Annotated in this window: 22 protein-coding genes; 19 read left to right on the top strand and 3 right to left on the bottom strand. The window is 65.7% G+C overall.

Going from position 1 to position 17,877, the window contains the following annotated elements; genetic code table 11:
* Positions 1 to 45: 45 nt before the first annotated feature.
* The gene (grpE, locus tag SMD10_RS10365; RefSeq protein ID WP_331685614.1) at positions 46 to 741 is read right to left on the bottom strand and encodes a nucleotide exchange factor GrpE; all 696 of its coding nucleotides are present in this window, start codon (positions 739 to 741) and stop codon (positions 46 to 48) included.
* A 108-nt stretch (positions 742 to 849) separates the two neighbouring features.
* Positions 850 to 1,950, bottom strand: coding sequence for a heat-inducible transcriptional repressor HrcA (gene hrcA, locus SMD10_RS10370; RefSeq protein ID WP_331685615.1), 1,101 nt, complete (start codon positions 1,948 to 1,950; stop codon positions 850 to 852).
* Between the two features lie 170 nt (positions 1,951 to 2,120).
* Here hrcA and rph point away from each other — a divergent pair, with 170 nt between their 5' ends.
* The 8 genes from rph to SMD10_RS10410 all read left to right on the top strand — a co-directional run bounded on the left by rph (position 2,121) and on the right by SMD10_RS10410 (position 8,141).
* Positions 2,121 to 2,837: a ribonuclease PH gene (gene rph, locus SMD10_RS10375; RefSeq protein WP_331685616.1), complete on the top strand. Its 717-nt coding sequence runs from the start codon at positions 2,121 to 2,123 to the stop codon at positions 2,835 to 2,837.
* A 5-nt stretch (positions 2,838 to 2,842) separates the two neighbouring features.
* Complete coding sequence (rdgB, locus tag SMD10_RS10380; protein ID WP_331685617.1) at positions 2,843 to 3,490, top strand: RdgB/HAM1 family non-canonical purine NTP pyrophosphatase; 648 nt, start codon at positions 2,843 to 2,845, stop codon at positions 3,488 to 3,490.
* 14 nt (positions 3,491 to 3,504) lie between these two features.
* The gene (hemW, locus tag SMD10_RS10385; RefSeq protein ID WP_331685618.1) at positions 3,505 to 4,683 is read left to right on the top strand and encodes a radical SAM family heme chaperone HemW; all 1,179 of its coding nucleotides are present in this window, start codon (positions 3,505 to 3,507) and stop codon (positions 4,681 to 4,683) included.
* Positions 4,684 to 4,789: 106 nt separating this feature from the next.
* Positions 4,790 to 5,050, top strand: coding sequence for a BrnT family toxin (locus SMD10_RS10390; protein WP_331685619.1), 261 nt, complete (start codon positions 4,790 to 4,792; stop codon positions 5,048 to 5,050).
* A complete protein-coding gene (brnA, locus tag SMD10_RS10395; RefSeq protein ID WP_331685620.1) occupies positions 5,037 to 5,252 on the top strand; it encodes a type II toxin-antitoxin system BrnA family antitoxin in 216 nt (71 codons plus the stop codon). Before SMD10_RS10390 ends, brnA begins: the two co-directional genes overlap by 14 nt.
* 75 nt (positions 5,253 to 5,327) lie before the next feature.
* Positions 5,328 to 6,227, top strand: a complete 900-nt coding sequence (gene rsmI / locus SMD10_RS10400) for a 16S rRNA (cytidine(1402)-2'-O)-methyltransferase (RefSeq protein ID WP_331685621.1) — start codon at positions 5,328 to 5,330, stop codon at positions 6,225 to 6,227.
* Positions 6,227 to 6,610, top strand: coding sequence for a YraN family protein (locus tag SMD10_RS10405; RefSeq protein ID WP_331685622.1), 384 nt, complete (start codon positions 6,227 to 6,229; stop codon positions 6,608 to 6,610). Before rsmI ends, SMD10_RS10405 begins: the two co-directional genes overlap by 1 nt.
* A gap of 181 nt (positions 6,611 to 6,791) precedes the next feature.
* Positions 6,792 to 8,141: a hypothetical protein gene (locus tag SMD10_RS10410; RefSeq protein WP_331685623.1), complete on the top strand. Its 1,350-nt coding sequence runs from the start codon at positions 6,792 to 6,794 to the stop codon at positions 8,139 to 8,141.
* Between the two features lie 232 nt (positions 8,142 to 8,373).
* Here the strand turns inward: SMD10_RS10410 and SMD10_RS10415 are convergent, their stop codons facing one another.
* Positions 8,374 to 8,739 (bottom strand): VOC family protein, encoded by a 366-nt coding sequence (locus tag SMD10_RS10415; RefSeq protein ID WP_331685624.1) that lies wholly within the window; start codon positions 8,737 to 8,739, stop codon positions 8,374 to 8,376.
* 203 nt (positions 8,740 to 8,942) lie between these two features.
* Between SMD10_RS10415 and gshB the strand changes: the two genes are divergently transcribed.
* From gshB to rsfS, 11 genes are all read left to right on the top strand, one after another.
* Complete coding sequence (gshB, locus tag SMD10_RS10420; protein ID WP_331685625.1) at positions 8,943 to 9,881, top strand: glutathione synthase; 939 nt, start codon at positions 8,943 to 8,945, stop codon at positions 9,879 to 9,881.
* A gap of 179 nt (positions 9,882 to 10,060) precedes the next feature.
* On the top strand, positions 10,061 to 10,696 hold the full coding sequence (locus SMD10_RS10425) for an SH3 domain-containing protein (protein WP_331685626.1): 636 nt from the start codon (positions 10,061 to 10,063) through the stop codon (positions 10,694 to 10,696).
* Positions 10,697 to 10,943: 247 nt separating this feature from the next.
* The gene (rplU, locus tag SMD10_RS10430) at positions 10,944 to 11,453 is read left to right on the top strand and encodes a 50S ribosomal protein L21 (RefSeq protein WP_331685627.1); all 510 of its coding nucleotides are present in this window, start codon (positions 10,944 to 10,946) and stop codon (positions 11,451 to 11,453) included.
* 29 nt (positions 11,454 to 11,482) lie between these two features.
* Positions 11,483 to 11,752 carry a 50S ribosomal protein L27 gene (gene rpmA / locus SMD10_RS10435; RefSeq protein WP_331685628.1) on the top strand — a complete coding sequence of 90 codons (270 nt, stop codon included), beginning with the start codon at positions 11,483 to 11,485 and terminating at the stop codon, positions 11,750 to 11,752.
* Between the two features lie 128 nt (positions 11,753 to 11,880).
* Positions 11,881 to 12,453 carry a GNAT family N-acetyltransferase gene (locus tag SMD10_RS10440; protein WP_331685629.1) on the top strand — a complete coding sequence of 191 codons (573 nt, stop codon included), beginning with the start codon at positions 11,881 to 11,883 and terminating at the stop codon, positions 12,451 to 12,453.
* The gene (locus SMD10_RS10445; RefSeq protein ID WP_331685630.1) at positions 12,450 to 13,058 is read left to right on the top strand and encodes a DUF3833 family protein; all 609 of its coding nucleotides are present in this window, start codon (positions 12,450 to 12,452) and stop codon (positions 13,056 to 13,058) included. The genes SMD10_RS10440 and SMD10_RS10445 overlap by 4 nt, the downstream gene beginning before the upstream one ends.
* A 70-nt stretch (positions 13,059 to 13,128) precedes the next feature.
* Positions 13,129 to 14,211 (top strand): GTPase ObgE, encoded by a 1,083-nt coding sequence (gene obgE / locus SMD10_RS10450; protein ID WP_331685631.1) that lies wholly within the window; start codon positions 13,129 to 13,131, stop codon positions 14,209 to 14,211.
* Positions 14,208 to 15,350, top strand: coding sequence for a glutamate 5-kinase (proB, locus tag SMD10_RS10455; RefSeq protein WP_331685632.1), 1,143 nt, complete (start codon positions 14,208 to 14,210; stop codon positions 15,348 to 15,350). The genes obgE and proB overlap by 4 nt, the downstream gene beginning before the upstream one ends.
* 49 nt (positions 15,351 to 15,399) lie before the next feature.
* Positions 15,400 to 16,686: a glutamate-5-semialdehyde dehydrogenase gene (locus tag SMD10_RS10460; RefSeq protein ID WP_432757221.1), complete on the top strand. Its 1,287-nt coding sequence runs from the start codon at positions 15,400 to 15,402 to the stop codon at positions 16,684 to 16,686.
* Positions 16,687 to 16,738: 52 nt separating this feature from the next.
* The gene (locus SMD10_RS10465) at positions 16,739 to 17,368 is read left to right on the top strand and encodes a nicotinate-nucleotide adenylyltransferase (protein ID WP_331685634.1); all 630 of its coding nucleotides are present in this window, start codon (positions 16,739 to 16,741) and stop codon (positions 17,366 to 17,368) included.
* 106 nt (positions 17,369 to 17,474) lie between these two features.
* On the top strand, positions 17,475 to 17,864 hold the full coding sequence (rsfS, locus tag SMD10_RS10470; protein WP_331685635.1) for a ribosome silencing factor: 390 nt from the start codon (positions 17,475 to 17,477) through the stop codon (positions 17,862 to 17,864).
* The last annotated feature ends 13 nt before the right edge of the window (positions 17,865 to 17,877 follow it).

A 17,877-nucleotide genomic window follows, 5' to 3' on the forward strand; every position in this document is an offset into this window, starting at 1 on the left:
GCCACCGGGCCTTCTCGTTGTTCGATCGACCGGAGAGGATCCCGCTCAGGCCGCTCCGGTTTCGCCGTCATTGCCGTTCGCGGGCTCGGCCGCCGCGCTGGGCTTGGGCTCGGCGGACTGCTTGGGTCCACCGCGCGATACCCCGACCATGGCCGGCCGGAGGACGCGATCGCCGATCGAATAGCCGGCCTGGACCACCTGCACCACCGTGCCGTTCGGCACCTCGGTGTTCGGGATTTCAAACATCGCCTGATGGAAATTCGGGTCGAAGCGCTGGCCTTCCGGCTCGAGCTTCTTGACGCCGTGCTTTTCCATGGTCGCGAGCAGGCTGCGCTCGGTCATCTCGACGCCTTCCAGCAGCGAAGTAAGACCGGTGTCGCCGCTCTCGCTCGCCTCGGCCGGAACCGCCTCGATGGCGCGCCGCAGATTGTCGGCCACCTGCAGCATGTCGCGGGCGAAGGCCGCCACCGCATATTGGCGTGCGTCGTGAATCTCACGCGCCGTGCGGCGACGCAGATTCTCCATTTCTGCGGCAAGGCGCAGCATCCGGTCCTTGACGTCGGCGTTTTCCGCTTCGAGCGTGGCGATGCGCTCGGCGTCGGCATTGGCCGAGGTCTCCTGGTCGCTCCAACCGCTGGCTTTGGCGCCTGCCGACTCCACGGTGGCGTCAGCGTCGACGGTCGCGGCGGCCTCCGGGGCCTCGACCTCGGTTTCAGGGCTCTTGTTGATGTCGCTCGTCATGCTGCGGTTCGTCCCGTCTCGTTATTGGTCAGCCGATTCTGGGATAGCGGCCCGATGGCCGGCTTCATGGCTTTTCGTTGCGGGATATCGATGGTCGGAACACGAAAATCAAGGCCGCGTCGATGCCGCACCGGGAACCAGAAGCCGCGAAACGAGCCGGGCGGTATAGTCCACCATCGGCACGATGCGCCGATAATTGAGACGCGTCGGCCCGATCACCCCGACCGCGCCGATCACCCGCTCGGTCTCGTCGCGATAGGGCGCCACCACCAGCGACGAACCGGACAGCGAGAACAGCTTGTTTTCCGAGCCGATGAAGATGCGCACGCCGGACCCCGTCTCGGCCAGTTCCAGAAGCTCGATGATGCCGCTCTTGGTTTCCAGGTCGTCGAACAGAAGCCGCAGGCGGTCGAGGTCCTCGCTCGCCGTGACGCTTTCCAGAAGATTGGCGCGACCGCGCACGATGAGGCGCGGCGGCTGGCCCTGCGCCGCGCCGGACCAGACGGCCAGACCCTGCTCGACGAGCCCGCGCGACAGCAGGTCGAGTTCGCCCTCGATCGCGGTCTTGAGCGCCTGGACCTTGTCGCGCGCTTCGCCCAGCGTGCTGTCGACCACGTGGGCGTTGAGGAAATTGGCGGCCTCGACGAGTTGCGATGCCGTCACCCCGGCCGGCAGGTCGATCACCCGGTTTTCCACGTCGCCGTTCGAGCCGACCAGCACGGCCAGCGCCTTGGTCGGCTCCAGGCGGATGAATTCCACATGCTTCAGGCGAAGATCGGATTTCGACGTGAGCACCAGACCGGCACCGCGCGACAGCCCTGAGAGCAGCTGGCTCGCCTCGGTCAGCAGGGCCTCGACGCTGCGCGTTTCGCCGATCGTCTGGACCTTGTCCTGGATCGCCTCGCGTTCCTGCTGCGGCAGGTCGCCAACCTCCAGGAAGGCATCGACGAAGAAGCGCAGGCCCAGCTCCGTCGGGACGCGGCCGGCCGAGACATGCGGCGAATAGATCAGCCCGAGCGTTTCCAGATCACTCATCACGTTGCGCACGGAGGCCGGCGACAAGGTGGTCGACAGAAGCCGCGACAGCGAGCGCGAACCCACTGGCTCGCCCAGCTCCAGATAGCTCTCGACGATGAGGCGGAATATCTCTCGCGACCGCTCATCCAGCGGTCCCGACAGGTCCGCGATCGGCCGTCTCAACTCGTTCATCCGCAACGACATCCTGACATGAGGACCTGAATATACGAATTGATCGCGGCCGCGCCAAGAGATGTGGCAGGGTGCGGTTTGCGACGCCGTCGCGTTGCGGTAAAAGCCGGCCACGATTCGCCGGCCGACCTGCGCGGCCCAGCACCCCTTATCGGAGATTCTGCCCGCTCATGCGACCGACCAAACGCGCCAACGACCAGATGCGCCCCGTCAGCCTGGAGCGCGGCGTCTCGCGCCATGCCGAAGGCTCCTGCCTCGTCAAGTTCGGCGACACGCATGTGCTGTGCATGGCCAGTCTCGAGGAAAAGGTTCCCGGCTGGCTGCGCAATTCGGGCCGCGGCTGGGTCACGGCGGAATACGGCATGCTGCCCCGCGCCACCGGCGACCGCATGCGCCGCGAAGCAAGCGCCGGCAAGCAGTCCGGCCGCACCCAGGAGATCCAGCGCTTGATCGGCCGCTCCCTGCGCGCCGTTGTCGATCTCGAAGCGCTGGGCGAACGCCAGATCACCGTCGACTGCGATGTCATCCAGGCCGACGGCGGCACGCGCACCGCCTCGATCACCGGCGCCTGGGTGGCGCTCAACGATTGCCTGGCCTGGATGGAAAGCCGCGCCATGATCCAGCGTGCGAAGGTGCTGAAGGATCATGTCGCCGCGATCTCCTGCGGCATCCATGGCGGATCGGCGGTCCTCGACCTGGACTACCTGGAGGATTCCGCCGCCGGCACCGACGCCAACTTCGTCATGACCGGCTCGGGCGGCATCGTCGAAATTCAGGGCACCGCCGAGGGTGCGCCCTTCAGCGAGGAGGAATTTCTGCAGCTGATGGCGCTCGCGCGCGGCGGCATCAACCGTCTGGTGGAGATGCAGAAGATGGCGGTGGCTTGAGCGTCATGGCAGCAAGGCTCGACCGCCACGACGGACCGCTGCTGGTCGCCAGCCACAACGAAGGCAAGGTGCGCGAATTCCGCGAGCTGCTGGCGCCCTTCGGTTTCGTCGTCACCTCGGCGGCCGAACGCGATCTGCCGGAGCCGGAAGAAACCGGCACGACCTTCGAGGAAAACGCCCGGCTGAAGGCGGTGGCCGCGGCGACGGCGTCCGGCCTGCCGGCGCTCTCCGACGATTCGGGCCTGTGCGTCGACGCGCTCGACGGCGCGCCCGGCATTTATTCGGCGCGCTGGGCCGGCGGCGGCCGCGATTTCGCGATGGCCATGCGCAACATCGAGGAAAAGCTGCAGGCGGCCGGTGCGACCACGCCCGACAAGCGCGGCGCCCGCTTCGTCGCCGTGCTGTGCCTCGCCTGGCCCGACGGGGCCACCCAGGAGTTTCGCGGCGAGGTCGAGGGCATGATCGTCTGGCCGCCGCGCGGCGAGCTCGGCTTCGGCTACGATCCGGTGTTTCTGCCGAATGGCTTCGACAAGACCTTCGGCGAGATGGAATCTTCGGCCAAGCATGGCTGGTCTCCGGGCCAGAGCGAGGCCCTGTCGCATCGCGCCCGCGCCTTCCGGCTGTTCGCCGAAGGCCTGCTCACCGTACCATGACCGTCATGGAGCGCATGACCGCCGATATCAGGCCGCTTGCCACGGCCTCCCGCGATCCCGGTTTCGGCGTCTACGTGCACTGGCCGTTCTGCGCTGCCAAGTGCCCCTATTGCGACTTCAACAGCCATGTGCGCCATCAGGCGATCGACCAGGAGCGCTATGCCCGCGCCTTTGCGCGCGAGATCGCGACCATGGCCGGCCGCTCGCGCGGCCAGACCGTCACCTCGATCTTCCTCGGCGGCGGAACGCCGTCGCTGATGAAGCCGGAGACGGTCGGCGCCATTCTCGAAAGCGTCGCGGCCAACTGGACCGTGGCGCCCCAGGCCGAAATCACCATGGAGGCCAATCCGTCCAGCGTCGAGGCCGACCGCTTCCGCGGCTATCGCGCGGCCGGCGTCAACCGGCTGTCGCTCGGCGTCCAGGCGCTGAACGACACCGATCTCCGGCTGCTCGGCCGGCTTCACGACGTGGAGCAGGCGTTGACTGCCATCGGGCTCGCCCGCGAGATCTTCCCGCGGCTCTCCTTCGACCTCATCTATGCCCGCCCGGGGCAGAGCGTGGCGGCATGGGAGGCCGAACTGGCCCAGGCGATCGACCTCGCCGCCGATCATCTGTCGCTCTACCAGCTCACCATCGAATACGGCACGCCGTTCTACGCGCTGCACAAGGCCGGCAAGCTCAAGGTGCCCGATGGCGACCTGTCGGCCGATCTCTACGAGGTGACGCAGAGCGTCACCGCCGGGCGCGGCCTGCCAGCCTACGAAATCTCCAACCATGCGGCCCCGGGCGCGGAATCGCGGCATAACCTCACCTATTGGCGCTACGGCCTTTACGCCGGCATCGGGCCAGGCGCCCATGGCCGGCTGATGGGCCGGCACGGCCGCCATGCGATTGCGACCGAACCCAATCCCGAGCGCTGGCTGTCGATGGTCGAGGATTGGGACAGCGGCGTGGTGATCGACGATGCGCTGTCGCGCCAGGAAGAGGCAGACGAACTGCTGTTGATGGGCTTGCGGCTCACCGAGGGCGTCGACCTGAAGCGCTGGCGCCAGATGTCCGGCCGCGACCTCGATCCCGCCGCCGAACGGGAGCTGACCGGCCACGGCATGATCGAGCGCCTCGGCCCCGACCGGCTGCGCGCCACGCCGGCCGGCATGCTGGTGCTCGACGCCGTCGTCGCCGATCTTGCGTGATCGAATTCGAGCCCAACGACTAAAAAGCGCTCATCGGCGCTCGACTCCTTATCGCTGGCCTGCTTAGGTATAGAAATCGCACAATTTCCATACCTATATGCCAACGATGTTCGAGTACGATCCTGAGAAGAGTGCCGCGAACAAGCTCAAACACGGCATTGATTTCGACGAAGCCCAGGCGCTTTGGGATGACCCTCGGATGATTGAGGCACCGGCCCGTACGGATGACGAGCCGCGCTTTCTTGTGGTTGGACAGATCGCGGACCAACATTGGTCGGCGGTGTGTGCACAACGAGGAGACAATCTCCGACTGATTTCGGTACGCCGATCCCGTGCGAAGGAGATCGAGATCTATGAAGGCAAATGAATTCGATCAGCGTTTCGACGACGGCGAGGACGTCAGTGATCTCGTGGACTGGTCCAAAGCTCGGCGGCCGAATGTGGAAACCAGACGTGTCAACGTCGATTTCCCGGCTTGGGTCGTGGCCGGCCTCGACCGGCAGGCGCAACGCCTGGGCGTGACCCGGCAGGCCCTTATCAAGCTCTGGATCGCCGAGCGGCTGGGTTGATCACCGGGATCGATGGTGCTCGACGCCGTCGTCGCTGATCTTGCGTGATCGAACGGCGACAGCGATGATCGCGCCATGACTGACAACGATCGATCCGGCCGCTCCTACCGTGTCGGAGAGCATGGCTTCACCGCCCTTCCGCCCGAACCGGGACTCTATCTCGTCGCCACGCCGATCGGCCATCTCGGCGACATCACCTTGCGCGCGCTGGAGATCGTCGCGGGCGCCGATCGGCTGGCCTGCGAGGACACGCGGGTCACCGCCAAGCTGCTCGCCCGCTATGGCATCGAGCGCCGGACGGTCTCCTATCACGAGCACAACGCGGCCGAAGCCGGCGCGGCGCTGATCGCCGACCTGGAAGCCGGCCTCTCGGTGGCGCTGGTCTCCGACGCCGGCACCCCGCTGGTCTCCGATCCGGGCGCGCGGCTGGCCCAGGCCGCGATCGATCGCGGCATCCCGGTCTGGCCGATCCCCGGCGCCTCGGCGGTCCTGTCCGCCCTCATCGCCTCGGGCCTGCCGGCCGAATCCTTCTTCTTCGCCGGCTTTCCGCCGCCCAAACAGATGGCCCGGCGCGGCCGGCTGGAAGAGCTGGTGCGCGTGCCGGGCACGCTCGTCTTCTACGAGGCGCCGCACCGCATCGCCGAAAGCCTCGCCGACATGGCCGAAATCTATGGCGCCGAGCGGCCCGCCGCCGTCTGCCGGGAGCTCACCAAGGCGCACGAGACCACCTATCGCGGCCCACTCGGCGATCTGGCGCGCGACTTCGCGGCGATGGAGCGCGTGCGCGGCGAGATCGCAGTCGTCATCGCCCCGCCGCCCGCCGAAGCCCCGGCGACCGCCGAGGACGTCGATACGATCCTGGCCGGGCTGCTCGACGAAATGAAGCCCGCCAAGGCCGCACAGGAGGCCGCGCGCCTCACCGGCCTGCCGCGCCGCGACCTCTATGCCCGCGCGCTGGCCATGAAGAAGCGGTGATGGCGGGCACTGCCGCCTCGACCGAAAAGCGCCGCCGCGGCTTCGTCCGCGGCCATCGTGGCGAGCGGTTGGCGGCCTGGGCCTTGCGCTTCAAGGGTTATCGCATCCTGGAACGGCGCTACCGCACAAAGCTCGGCGAGATCGACCTGATCGCCCGTCGCGGCAGCCTTGTCGCCATCGTCGAGGTCAAGGCGCGCACGACGCTCGAAGCCGCGATGGAGGCCGTCGGCCCGACCGCCCAGCGCCGCATCGAGGCCGCCGCCGACCTGTGGCTCGCCCGCCAGCCCGACTACGCCACCCTCTCCCTGCGCTTCGACCTCGTCGCGATACTGCCGCGCCGCTGGCCGGTGCATGTGAGGGATGCCTGGCGGGCGCGGGGATAGGCCGCCGGTCGGGAGGCGGCCCGGGTTCGGGAGTTTTTCGGCGGGAATGTGCTCGTGGCGGGCATTCGAGGCGTCAAAGTGCGCTTCAGCGGCACTGCAATAAGGTTGTCGCACTCCAGGTCGGCAATGGTTTAGATGAGGCCGTCGGCGATTATCTGTGCGATAAAGTTAATGCGATGCCATGTGCTCGCTCGAGCATGCATTTGACAAAATGACAGCGATGAACAGCCACCCGAAAATATTCTGGTCTTGGCAAAGCGACTATTCGCCCAAGACCTGCCGCCACTTCATCCGCGAAGCCCTGGTTGATGCAATCAGCCAAGTTGCCGATGAAATCGGCATTGATGATGCGGAACGTCCCGAAATCGATCACGATACCAGGGGCGAACGTGGGATGGCTGACATAGCGTCCACGATCCTCAACAAGATAGCGGATGCGGCAGTATTTGTCGCCGACCTTACCCCTATCTCTCAATCGCAGGCCGGAAAATGGCTGCCGAACCCCAACGTGATGATTGAACTCGGTTGGGCGATGCATAAGCCCGGCTGGGAGCGTGTGATTGGCATCCTGAACACGGACAGCGGTGCAAAGGTGGAAGACCTTCCCTTCGACATCCGTCAACGGCGTATCGTAACTTTCACGCTCTCCGAAAATTCCGACAAAAAAGCTCGCACCGCGATCCGCTCGAAGCTCGTTAATGATCTCAAGGAGGCATTGCGCGTCAACCTTGAGGACCATGCCGACGACATTGCGGGCGCGGCAACAATCCCTGGCGTTCCGGCAAACGCCGACGACCACTCGATCTGGGCGTCGGCTGGCGGTACGCTAATCCATAATGACCCGTTCGGGCGAGCGATACGCAAGAATGTTGCGATGCCCAGTGTTCCACGGGCCTATATGCGGATCATTCCCGCTGGCTGGAAAAATGGCGTGCCATCAATTTCGGATATCGCGGGCCTGCACCAGTCGCACATTGTGGACGCGCCAAGCGATGGCGCAAGCCACGGCAATTCAGGCGCTACAGAAGAGGGATTTGTCAGGTATTGGATCACAGATCACCTGGATGACGGTAAAGCGTCTTCCACCAACATGACCATGTTCTTTGAGGATACTGGCGAGTTCTGGGTTTTGCACGGTAGCGTGATTGCCCAGCACCAGGGACAGTACTTACTCAAAGACAAGCTTATGCTCGCGCAGTGGTCACGTTCTCTGCGGACGTCGATGGCGGTTATGGATCTTTTCCAAGCGCACAAAATCCGTCGCGTAGAAGCGGGACTCTTCGGCGTCAAAGACGTCCATTGGTATTCCGAATGGCAATCAGATCGGCGTCCGTCCCGGCGAAACGACACGCGAGCAGTTCGTCAAAGCGCAGATTGGAGTCCCGAAGCGCAATTGAAATTCCTCGGTGACGCGTACAACCGAATCCTAAATCTATTCGCTCTGGAGCGTAGCCCCGAAGCCGACCTCGTTCAATTTCTACAACGGTCTGATCAGGAGCGATTTCGAATAGAAGCTTTATCTAGCAGGTAAAATGCGAACAACGGCTTGGCTGACCGGAGCATGCAGAAAGCATACGAGGCCAATCGCCGTTGCTACACGAGAGATCGCGTTTCTCAGCGGCAGCAGAAAGGTATCTTTCTACCGACTACGCCCCTGAAAGAAATTGTCTTTTTCCAACCCGGACCCGCCGCGACCTTGTTCGTAGCGATGTCTTGGTTCATCGGCTTCGGGACATCGAGGCGGTGCCGCCGGCTCCCTTCGCTCACCCCGTCTTCTGCATCAGTTCGATGCGGTTGCCGAAGGGGTCGGCGACGTAGCGCCGGTCGTAGCCGTCGAGCGGCTGGTCCTCGGCGACCGTGCAGCCCGCCGCCTCCAGCCTGGCGACGAGCGCGAAAAGGTCGTCGACGAGGAAGGCTGGATGGGCCTTGCGGGCCGGCGAGAAGTCGGCCTCGACGCCGAGATGGACCTTCAAGGCCCCGTCGGCGAACCAGCAGCCGCCGCGCGCCGCCAGATGCGGCGGCTTCGGCTCCTCCGGAATGCCGAGGAGACCGGCGTAAAAAGCTCTGGCGTCGTCTTCGCGACCCGCCGGCATGGCCAGTTGAACGTGATCCAGGCCGAGAATGCGCATGGACAGCCTCCATCGGTTGCGACGCGTTCCGCGAGCGCCACACGGCATTGTTTCCGGCGAGGCGCGCCGCGTCGAGCCCGCGCCGCACCCTGCAGCCGGCGCGGCCGGCTCGGCGACCACTCCCGCACTCGCCGATTGCCAATGCCCCGCCGACCGACTACCGCTCCCTTCCCGAGCATTCGCGATTAGCCAGGGAGCCGGTCATGGCGCTGAAAGTTGCGGTCCAGATGGACCATGTCTCGTCGATCACCATCAAGGGCGATTCCACCTTCGCCATCTCGCTGGAGGCTCAGCAGCGCGGCTACGAACTGTTCCACTATACGCCCGAGCGCCTGTCGCTGCGCGACGGCGTGGTGACGGCGCGCGGCGAGCCGATGATCCTGCGCGAGGAGGAAGGCAACCACTTCACGCTCGGCCCGTCCGAAAAGCTCGACCTGTCGGAGATGGACGTGGTGCTTCTGCGCCAGGACCCGCCCTTCGACATGGCCTACATCACCTCGACCCACATCCTCGACCGCATCCATCCGAAGACATTGGTGGTCAACGATCCGGCCTCGGTGCGCAACGCGCCGGAAAAGATCTTCGTTACCGAATATGCCGACCTGATGCCGGAAACGCTGATCACCAAGGACGCCGAAGAGGTCGCGGCCTTCCGGGCCGAATTCGGCGAGATCGTCCTGAAGCCGCTTTACGGCAATGGCGGCGCCGGCGTCTTCCACCTGACCCGCGAAGACCGCAACCTCACCTCGTTCCTCGAGACCTTCGGCCTGCTCTTCCGCGAGCCCTTCATCGCCCAGCGCTATCTGAAGGACGTGCGCCAGGGCGACAAGCGCATCCTTCTGATCGACGGCGAATTCGCCGGCGCCATCAACCGCATTCCGTCCGACACCGACGCGCGCTCCAACATGCATGTCGGCGGCAAGGCGGTGGCGACGGAGCTGACCGAGCGCGAGCGCGAGATCTGCGAGCGCATCGGGCCCGAGCTCAAGCGCCGCGGCCTGATCTTCGTCGGCATCGACGTGATCGGCGGCTATCTCACCGAGATCAACGTCACCTCGCCCACCGGCATCCGCGAGGTGAAGCGCTTCGGCGGGCCGGACGCCGCCGCGCTCCTGTGGGACGCGATCGAGTCCCGGCTTTAGGCGAATTCGGAACATCCGCCGTTTTTTCGACAAGCCCTTGTCGCGAACTCGCGAGTCGTGGCGCCGATGCACGCTCGTTCGGTATCGGCGAACGGCGTTCAGGAACGGTTCAGGTCGGCTGGCCATTTATAGGGACAACAAAAGACAAGGGACCCGTTCCTTTCAGGAGGACTATCGAAATGTTGAAGAGGGCAATCGCCGCCATCGTCATGACCGGCGCCGTCTCCCTGCCGGCCGCCGCCTGGGCTCAGGCGAGCGCCATCGCCACCGCCGACGTCAATCTGCGCGCCGGCCCGTCGACCCGCTATCCGGTCATCACTGTCGTGCGCAACAGAGACAACGTCACGGTCTACGGCTGCCTTCAAAGCCGTTCGTGGTGTGATGTCGGCTATTACGGCGCGCGCGGCTGGATGTCGTCGAACTATCTGGCCTATCTGGACAATGGGCGCCGCTATACGGGCGCGGCTATCGTTCCGCGCATGCACGCGCCGATCGTCACCTTCTCCTTCGGCAATTACTGGGATCGCTACTATCGCGACCGGCCGTTCTATCGCGACCGCGATCGCTGGGACGACCATCGCGGAGATTGGGATCGGCATGACCGTCGCCCCCCTCCGCCGCGCCGGGACCGGGATCGCGACCGCGACGACCGCCGGAGTGATCGCGACCGCGACCGCGATCGTGGACATGACCGAGATCGCGACCGCGACCGTCGAGACGTGCCCGATCGGCGCGCCGAGCCGCCGCGTCGCGATGCTCCGCCGCCTCCGGTCTGCTCCAGCCCGCAGGGGTGCAAGTGGCAGCCCATTCGCTAAGCGATTCGTCTGTGCGGCGCCGCGCCCTCGGGTGCGACGCTGCTTGACGATGGCGGACGCTTCGGCTAACAGGTCGGCCAACGGGCGTGGGCAACCGCGCCCTATTTTTGCGTGCCATACGGCCCGCAGCCTGGCCGGTCTCCGGCCTCCCCGTGTATCTCCCGGTCCTGGCATCGGGCGATCGAACCGCAACCGACTGACAAAAAGACGGCCCGGCACAGCCGAGAGCCGACCGAACGAGGGTCAAATGTTCGCAGTCATCAAAACCGGCGGCAAGCAGTACCGTGTTGCCCCCGAAGACCAGTTCACCATCGAGCGTATCCCCGGCAACGCCGGCGACAGCGTCACGTTCGGCGAAGTGCTGATGGTCGATTCTACCGTTGGTGCGCCGCTCGTCGACGGCGCCAGCGTCACCGCCGAGATCGTCGAGCAAACGCGCGGCAAGAAGGTCATTTCCTTCAAGAAGCGTCGCCGCCAGAACTCCAAGCGCTCCCGCGGCCATCGCCAGGATCTGACGCTGATCAAGATCAGCGAGATCCTCACCGGCGGCAAGAAGGCTGCGCCGGCCCGGTCCAGAAAGAAGGCCGAGGCAGAGGCGGCAGCGGACGAGAATGTGGAGGCCGCAGCACCGGCCACCGCCTCGACCGAGAGCGTTGCCGAGGCAGAGGCGACCGAGGCCACAAAGGCTCCGGCCAAGAAGCCCCGCGCCCCGCGCAAGACCAAGTCCGACGACACCGACACCGGCGGCGAAGCCTGATCGGCATCGAGATTTCAGGAGACTGAACCATGGCACACAAAAAAGCAGGCGGCTCCTCGCGCAACGGCCGCGATTCCGAATCCAAACGTCTTGGCGTCAAGAAGTTTGGCGGCGAGCGCGTGATTGCCGGCAACATTATCGTGCGCCAGCGCGGCACGCGCTGGCACCCGGGCGTGAATGTCGGCCTCGGCCGCGATCACACGCTCTTTGCGATGGCGGAAGGCACCGTGACCTTCCAGAAGAAGGCCCAAGGACGCACCTACGTGTCCGTAATGCCAGCAGCAGAAGCCGCAGAATGACGTTTCGGCTTCTGACGCCGGCGTCCCAAGACCCCGGCGTCGAAGCCACCTGAAAATCGGGTTGCCTGAAACGGACGAAGGGGAGATGGGACGCCATCTCCCCTGTTTCGTTTCAAGGAACCCGATCCGTGACCGAGGACGAAGAGACCTGCGAAGCGAGCGAGTTCTCGCCGCTGCTGACGCCCCGCCTGACACTGCGCACGCCGCATGAAGACAACGCCCCGGCCATCGCCGAACTCGCTAACGACCGGCGGGTGGCCGACATGGTGTCGTCGCTGCCTCACCCTTACGGGATCGAGGATGCCGATCTGTTCATCGACGGCGCGCAGGGACGACCGGTGTTCGTGGTCAATTGCCGCAAAGACGGCCGGCTGATGGGCGTCGCCAGCCTGCGGTTTGCCGGCCGGACGACGGTCGCCGAACTTGGCTATTGGCTGGGCCATACCTTCTGGAATCAGGGATATGCGACAGAAGCGGCCCATGCGGTGATCGACTTCGGCTTTCGCGATCTCCATCTGGATTTGATCGAGGTCTCCTGTCGCGCCGTCAACAACGCCTCGCGCCGGGTGATCCAGAAATGCGGCTTTCAGTATTCCGGCACGGGAATGAGCCTTTCGCTGGCAGCGGGAAGCGTCGCGGTGGAACGCTACCGGATGGACAAAGGGTGCTGGACCTCGCTCAAGGAATGGGGACGAACGTGACCGGACGCCGCGCGGTAAAAGCACGCCTCGGTCGGACGATCGCCGCGTCGGTCGGGTTGCTCGGCATCGCGATCATCGCAGCCGCGCCGCCGCCCGCATCGGCGGCCGATCCCGGCTTCACGCTCGAAGGCTTCTTCGAGGGTCAGTCGTTCAGCCGGGGACAAATCCGGACGCTCGGCCTGTTCGAGGAGACGTTCACCGCGCGTTTCGACGGACGGGCGTCCGATGGGTGGCTCGACCTGACCGAACGCTTCACCTTCGAGGATGGCGACAGGGTTCAGCGGTGGCGCCTTCATCGTGTGGCGTCGGATCGCTATCGCGGCACCGTGCGCACCGAGACCAGCGACGGCAGCCTTTCCGCTGCAAGCCCCGTGGTCGGCCGCCTGACACCGGCGGGCGCTGTCCTGACCTATGACGGCTTTGCCCCCGGCGGCGACACGCATCTGCATTTCCGCCACGAGATGGAGGCCGAGCCGGACGGGACGGTCCAAAACCACGTCACCATATCGAAGCTCGGCATTCCGCTGGCCTTTGCCGACGTCGTTTTCGCCAAGGATCCGGCCCGTTTGCCTCCGCCAGCAAGGCCTTCGGCTGGCAAAGGCTGACTCGAATCGATTTTTCGCGGCTTGGCCGCTATGACTGACGCCGAGAGCGCAGGCTCCGGAAGGGCACATCATGAAATTCCTCGACCAGGCCAAGGTCTATATTCGATCGGGCGACGGCGGCGCCGGCTCGGTCTCGTTCCGTCGCGAGAAATATATCGAGTTCGGTGGACCGGACGGCGGTGACGGTGGCCGCGGCGGCGATGTCTACGTCGAGGCGGTGGCAGGCCTCAACACCCTGATCGACTATCGCTACCAGCAGCATTTCAAGGCCAAGACCGGCGGCCACGGCATGGGCCGCAACCGCACCGGGGCGAACGGCTCGGATATCACGCTCAAGGTGCCGGCCGGCACCCAGGTCTTCGCCGAGGACAATGAGACGCTGATCTGCGACCTGACCGAAGTGGGCGAGCGCCATCGGATCGCCGCCGGCGGCAATGGCGGCTTCGGCAACGCCCATTTCAAGACCTCCGTCAATCAGGCGCCGCGCCGCGCCAATCCGGGCCTGGAAGGCGCGGAATTGACGATCTGGCTGCGCCTGAAGCTGATTGCCGACGCGGGCCTCGTCGGCCTGCCCAACGCCGGCAAGTCGACCTTCCTCGCCTCGGTCACGGCGGCGCGACCGAAGATCGCCGACTATCCCTTCACCACGCTTCATCCCAATCTCGGCGTCGCCTCGGTCGACGGGGCCGAGTTCGTCATCGCCGACATTCCCGGCCTGATCGAAGGTGCGCACGAGGGCGTAGGCATCGGTGACCGCTTTTTGGGCCACGTCGAACGCACGCGGGTGCTCCTGCATCTCGTGTCGGGCACCGAAGAGGACGTGGCCGCGACCTATCGCACGGTTCGCAGCGAGCTTCAGGCCTATGGCAACGGACTGGCGGAAAAGCCCGAGATCGTGGCGCTGTCCAAGGTCGACGCGCTCGATCCCGAGACGCGCGACGCCAAGCTCGATGAACTGGCCGAGGCCTGCGGGACCCGGCCTCTGGCGCTGTCGGCCGTCAGCCGCGAGGGCATGACCGAGGCGCTGAGAGCGCTCCGGGCCGAGATTGTCGGTCTTGCCGCGTCGGAGGAGCAGGCCGAGGCGGATCCCCGCTGGCAAAAGCCGCCGATGCTGGAACCGGCGGGTGCCGTGCGCGAGGACGACGAGGCATGAGCGACGCTCTCGCCGGCTGCCGCCGCATCGTCGTCAAGATCGGCTCGGCGCTCCTCGTCGACCAGGCAAAGGGCCTGAAGCAGGCATGGCTCGCCTCGCTGGTCGAGGACATCGCCGGCTTGACCCGAAGCGGCAAGGAGGTGCTGGTCGTCTCGTCCGGCTCCATCGCGCTCGGTCGCAAGATCTTGAAGCTCGGCAAGGGCGCTCTGCGGCTGGAGGAAGGCCAAGCCGCGGCGGCGGTCGGCCAGATCGCGCTGGCCCGCGCCTATTCGGAATCGCTCAGCAGTTTCGGACTGACCGCGGGCCAGGTGCTGCTGACGCTCAGCGATACCGAGGAGCGCCGCCGCTATCTCAATGCCCGCGCCACCATCGGAACGCTGCTGGCGCTGGGCGCGGTGCCGGTGATCAACGAGAACGACACGGTGGCGACCAACGAGATCCGCTACGGCGACAACGATCGTCTGGCGGCGCGCGTCGCGACCATGATGGAGGCCGATCTGCTGATCCTGCTCTCCGATGTCGATGGCCTCTACACCGCGCCTCCCGCCGACGACCCGAACGCCCGGCACATCCCGGTGGTCGAACGGATCACGCCGGAGATCGAGGCGATGGCCGGCGAGGCCGCCTCGGCGCTGTCGCGCGGCGGCATGAAGACCAAGGTGGAGGCCGGCAAGATCGCCACCTCCGCCGGCGCGGCGATGATCATCACCGCCGGGGCGCGGATGAACCCGCTGGCCGCCATCGCGGCCGGCGAGCGACATACTTTGTTCTGCCCGTCGGACAACCCGGTCACAGCGCGCAAGCGCTGGATCGCCGGCCACCTGCACCCGCATGGACGGCTGGTCATCGACGCCGGTGCCGTCAAGGCGCTCCTGTCGGGCAAAAGCCTGCTGCCGGCCGGCGTCAAGGCGGTCCAGGGAACGTTCGAACGTGGCGACACGATCATCGTGGAGGCGGAGGACGGCGTCGAGGTCGCCCGGGGTCTGGTCGCCTACGACAGCGACGAAGCGCGCCGCATCGCGGGCCTGCGCACCGCGGCGATCCAGGCGGAACTCGGGCACCCACCCCGCGCGGCGATGATTCACCGCGACGACCTGGTGCTGGAGCGCCAGTTCCGGGAGATGACGGAAATCGCTTGAGAGATTAAGACCAGGCTGGCGCTCGGTTCGCTGGCGCGGGAGAGACATGATGGACGACGGCACGATATCCGGCGCGCAGAGCGTCGAAGAGCTGATGTTGGCGATGGGTCGGCGCGCGCGCACTGCCGCCCGCACCCTGGCCTTGGCGACGGCCGAGCAGAAGAATCGGGCGCTGGAAGCGATGGCCCATGCGATCGAGGCGCGTTCGGCAGACATTCTGGCCGCCAACGCGTCCGACCTGGAGCGCGGCCAAGCGGCCGGGCTGACCGGCTCCTTCATCGACCGGCTGCGCCTCGACGAGGCGCGCGTTTCGGCCATCGCCGAAGGCTTGCGAGCGGTCGCCGCCCTGCCCGACCCGGTGGGTTCGGTCATCGCCTCGTGGACACGCCCCAACGGCCTGGCCATCGAGCGCGTGCGCACGCCGCTCGGCGTCATCGGCGTCATCTACGAAAGCCGGCCGAACGTCACGGCCGATGCCGGCGCTCTGTGCATCAAGGCCGGCAACGCGGTGATCTTGCGCGGAGGCTCGGATTCGGCGCGCTCGTCCGCCGCCATCCATGCCGCGCTGGAAGCGGGTTTGGCCGAGGCAGGGCTTCCCAAAGAGGCCATCCAGCTCGTACCGACATCGGACCGCGCCGCCGTCGGCGAAATGCTCAAGGGCCTGCAAGGCTCGATCGACGTGATCGTGCCGCGCGGCGGGCGCTCGCTGGTCGCGCGCGTACAGGACGAAGCGCGCGTGCCCGTCTTCTCGCATCTCGAAGGCATCTGCCACCTCTATGTCGATGGCGCCGCCGATCTCGACATGGCCAAAACGATCGCCGTCAATTCCAAGATGCGTCGCACCGGCGTCTGCGGCGCCGCCGAGACGCTGCTGATCGACCGCAAGGCGCTCGCGACCCATCTCGTCCCGATTCTCGACGCGCTGGCCGAGAAGGGCTGCGAAATCCGGGGCGACGAAACGGTATGCGGCCTCTATCCGGCAGCGAAACCGGCCACCGAGGAGGATTGGCGCACGGAGTATCTCGACGCGATCATCTCGGTCGCCGTCGTCGACGGGGTGGATGCGGCGATCGCCCATATCGGGCGATATTCCTCGCACCACACCGAGGCGATCGTCACCGACGACGCGGCCGCTGCCGAGGCGTTCCTTGCCGGAATCGATTCGGCGATCCTGCTGCACAACGCCTCCACCCAGTTCGCCGATGGCGGCGAGTTCGGCATGGGCGCCGAGATCGGCATCGCGACCGGCAAGATGCACGCGCGCGGGCCGGTCGGCGTCGAGCAGCTGACGAGCTTCAACTACCGGGTCCGTGGCAGCGGCCAGACCCGCCCATGACGTCTTGCACCAAGACCGGCAAGCGACAGCGCTGCCAAGAGGCGGAAGCGTCATGACGCCTGACGGCTTGCCGGCCGACCTTTTGCGCATGCCGCACACCGAGCCGGGCCTGCGCGTCGGCCTGTTCGGCGGTTCGTTCAATCCTCCACATGCCGGCCATCTGCTGGTTGCCGAGACGGCGATGCACCGGCTGCGTCTCGACCGCGTCTGGTGGATGGTCACGCCCGGCAATCCCTTGAAGGACCATGGCAATCTGCGGCCGATTGCCGAACGTGTCGCGGCCTCGAAGCGTCTGGTCCGGCACCCGAGGATCGACGTCACGGCGTTCGAGTCGGCGCACCGGATCTGCTACACCGCCGAAACGTTGGCGCTGATCGCCCAAAAGAAACCGGACGTCGAATTCGTCTGGATCATGGGAGCAGACAGCCTGGCCTCGTTTCATCTCTGGCAGAAGTGGCGATGGATCGCCCGGACCTTCCCCATCGCCGTGGTCGATCGGCCGGGCTCCACGCTGGCGTTCCTGTCCTCGCGCATGGCGAAAACCTTCGCCCGGGAGCGCGTTTCAGAGGAGCGCGCGGCCTGCGTGCCGGGCCGCAAGCCTCCGGCATGGGTCTTCCTGCATGGTCCAAGATCGGCGCTGTCCTCGACGGCGCTGCGCGCCAAGACTTCGCAGATGTCTTGAAACTGCCATGCATCACTGCCACACTTATTAAGGAAGGCACGACATGCTGCCTTCCATGAACAAGGAAAGGGAAACACCACTGCGACCTATGGCTGAAGCGGAGGTCATGTCTGCGGACAGGCCTTCAGAGGCGCCCGTCGACGACGAATCGTTGGCCCAGCGCGCCCTGGACATCGTCCTAGCCAGTCTCGAAGACTCAAAGGGCGAGGATATCGTCTCCATCGACATGAAGGGAAAATCGGCGCTGGCCGATTTCATGGTGGTCGTCTCCGGCCGCTCGCACCGTCATGTCGTCGCCGTCGCCGATCGGCTGCTGCGTGATCTGAAGGACAACGGGCTTGGCACCTCGAAAGTCGAGGGCATGCAGAACGCCGACTGGGTCCTGATCGACACCGGCGACATCATCGTGCATGTCTTCCGGCCCGAAGTGCGGACCTTCTACAACATCGAAAAGATGTGGTCCGTCGGCGACATGGGGGATGCGACGGTTCACTGACCGCTCCTCTCGC

The sequence above is a fragment of the Consotaella aegiceratis genome (assembly GCF_036541425.1).
Classification (GTDB): domain Bacteria; phylum Pseudomonadota; class Alphaproteobacteria; order Rhizobiales; family Rhizobiaceae; genus Consotaella; species Consotaella aegiceratis.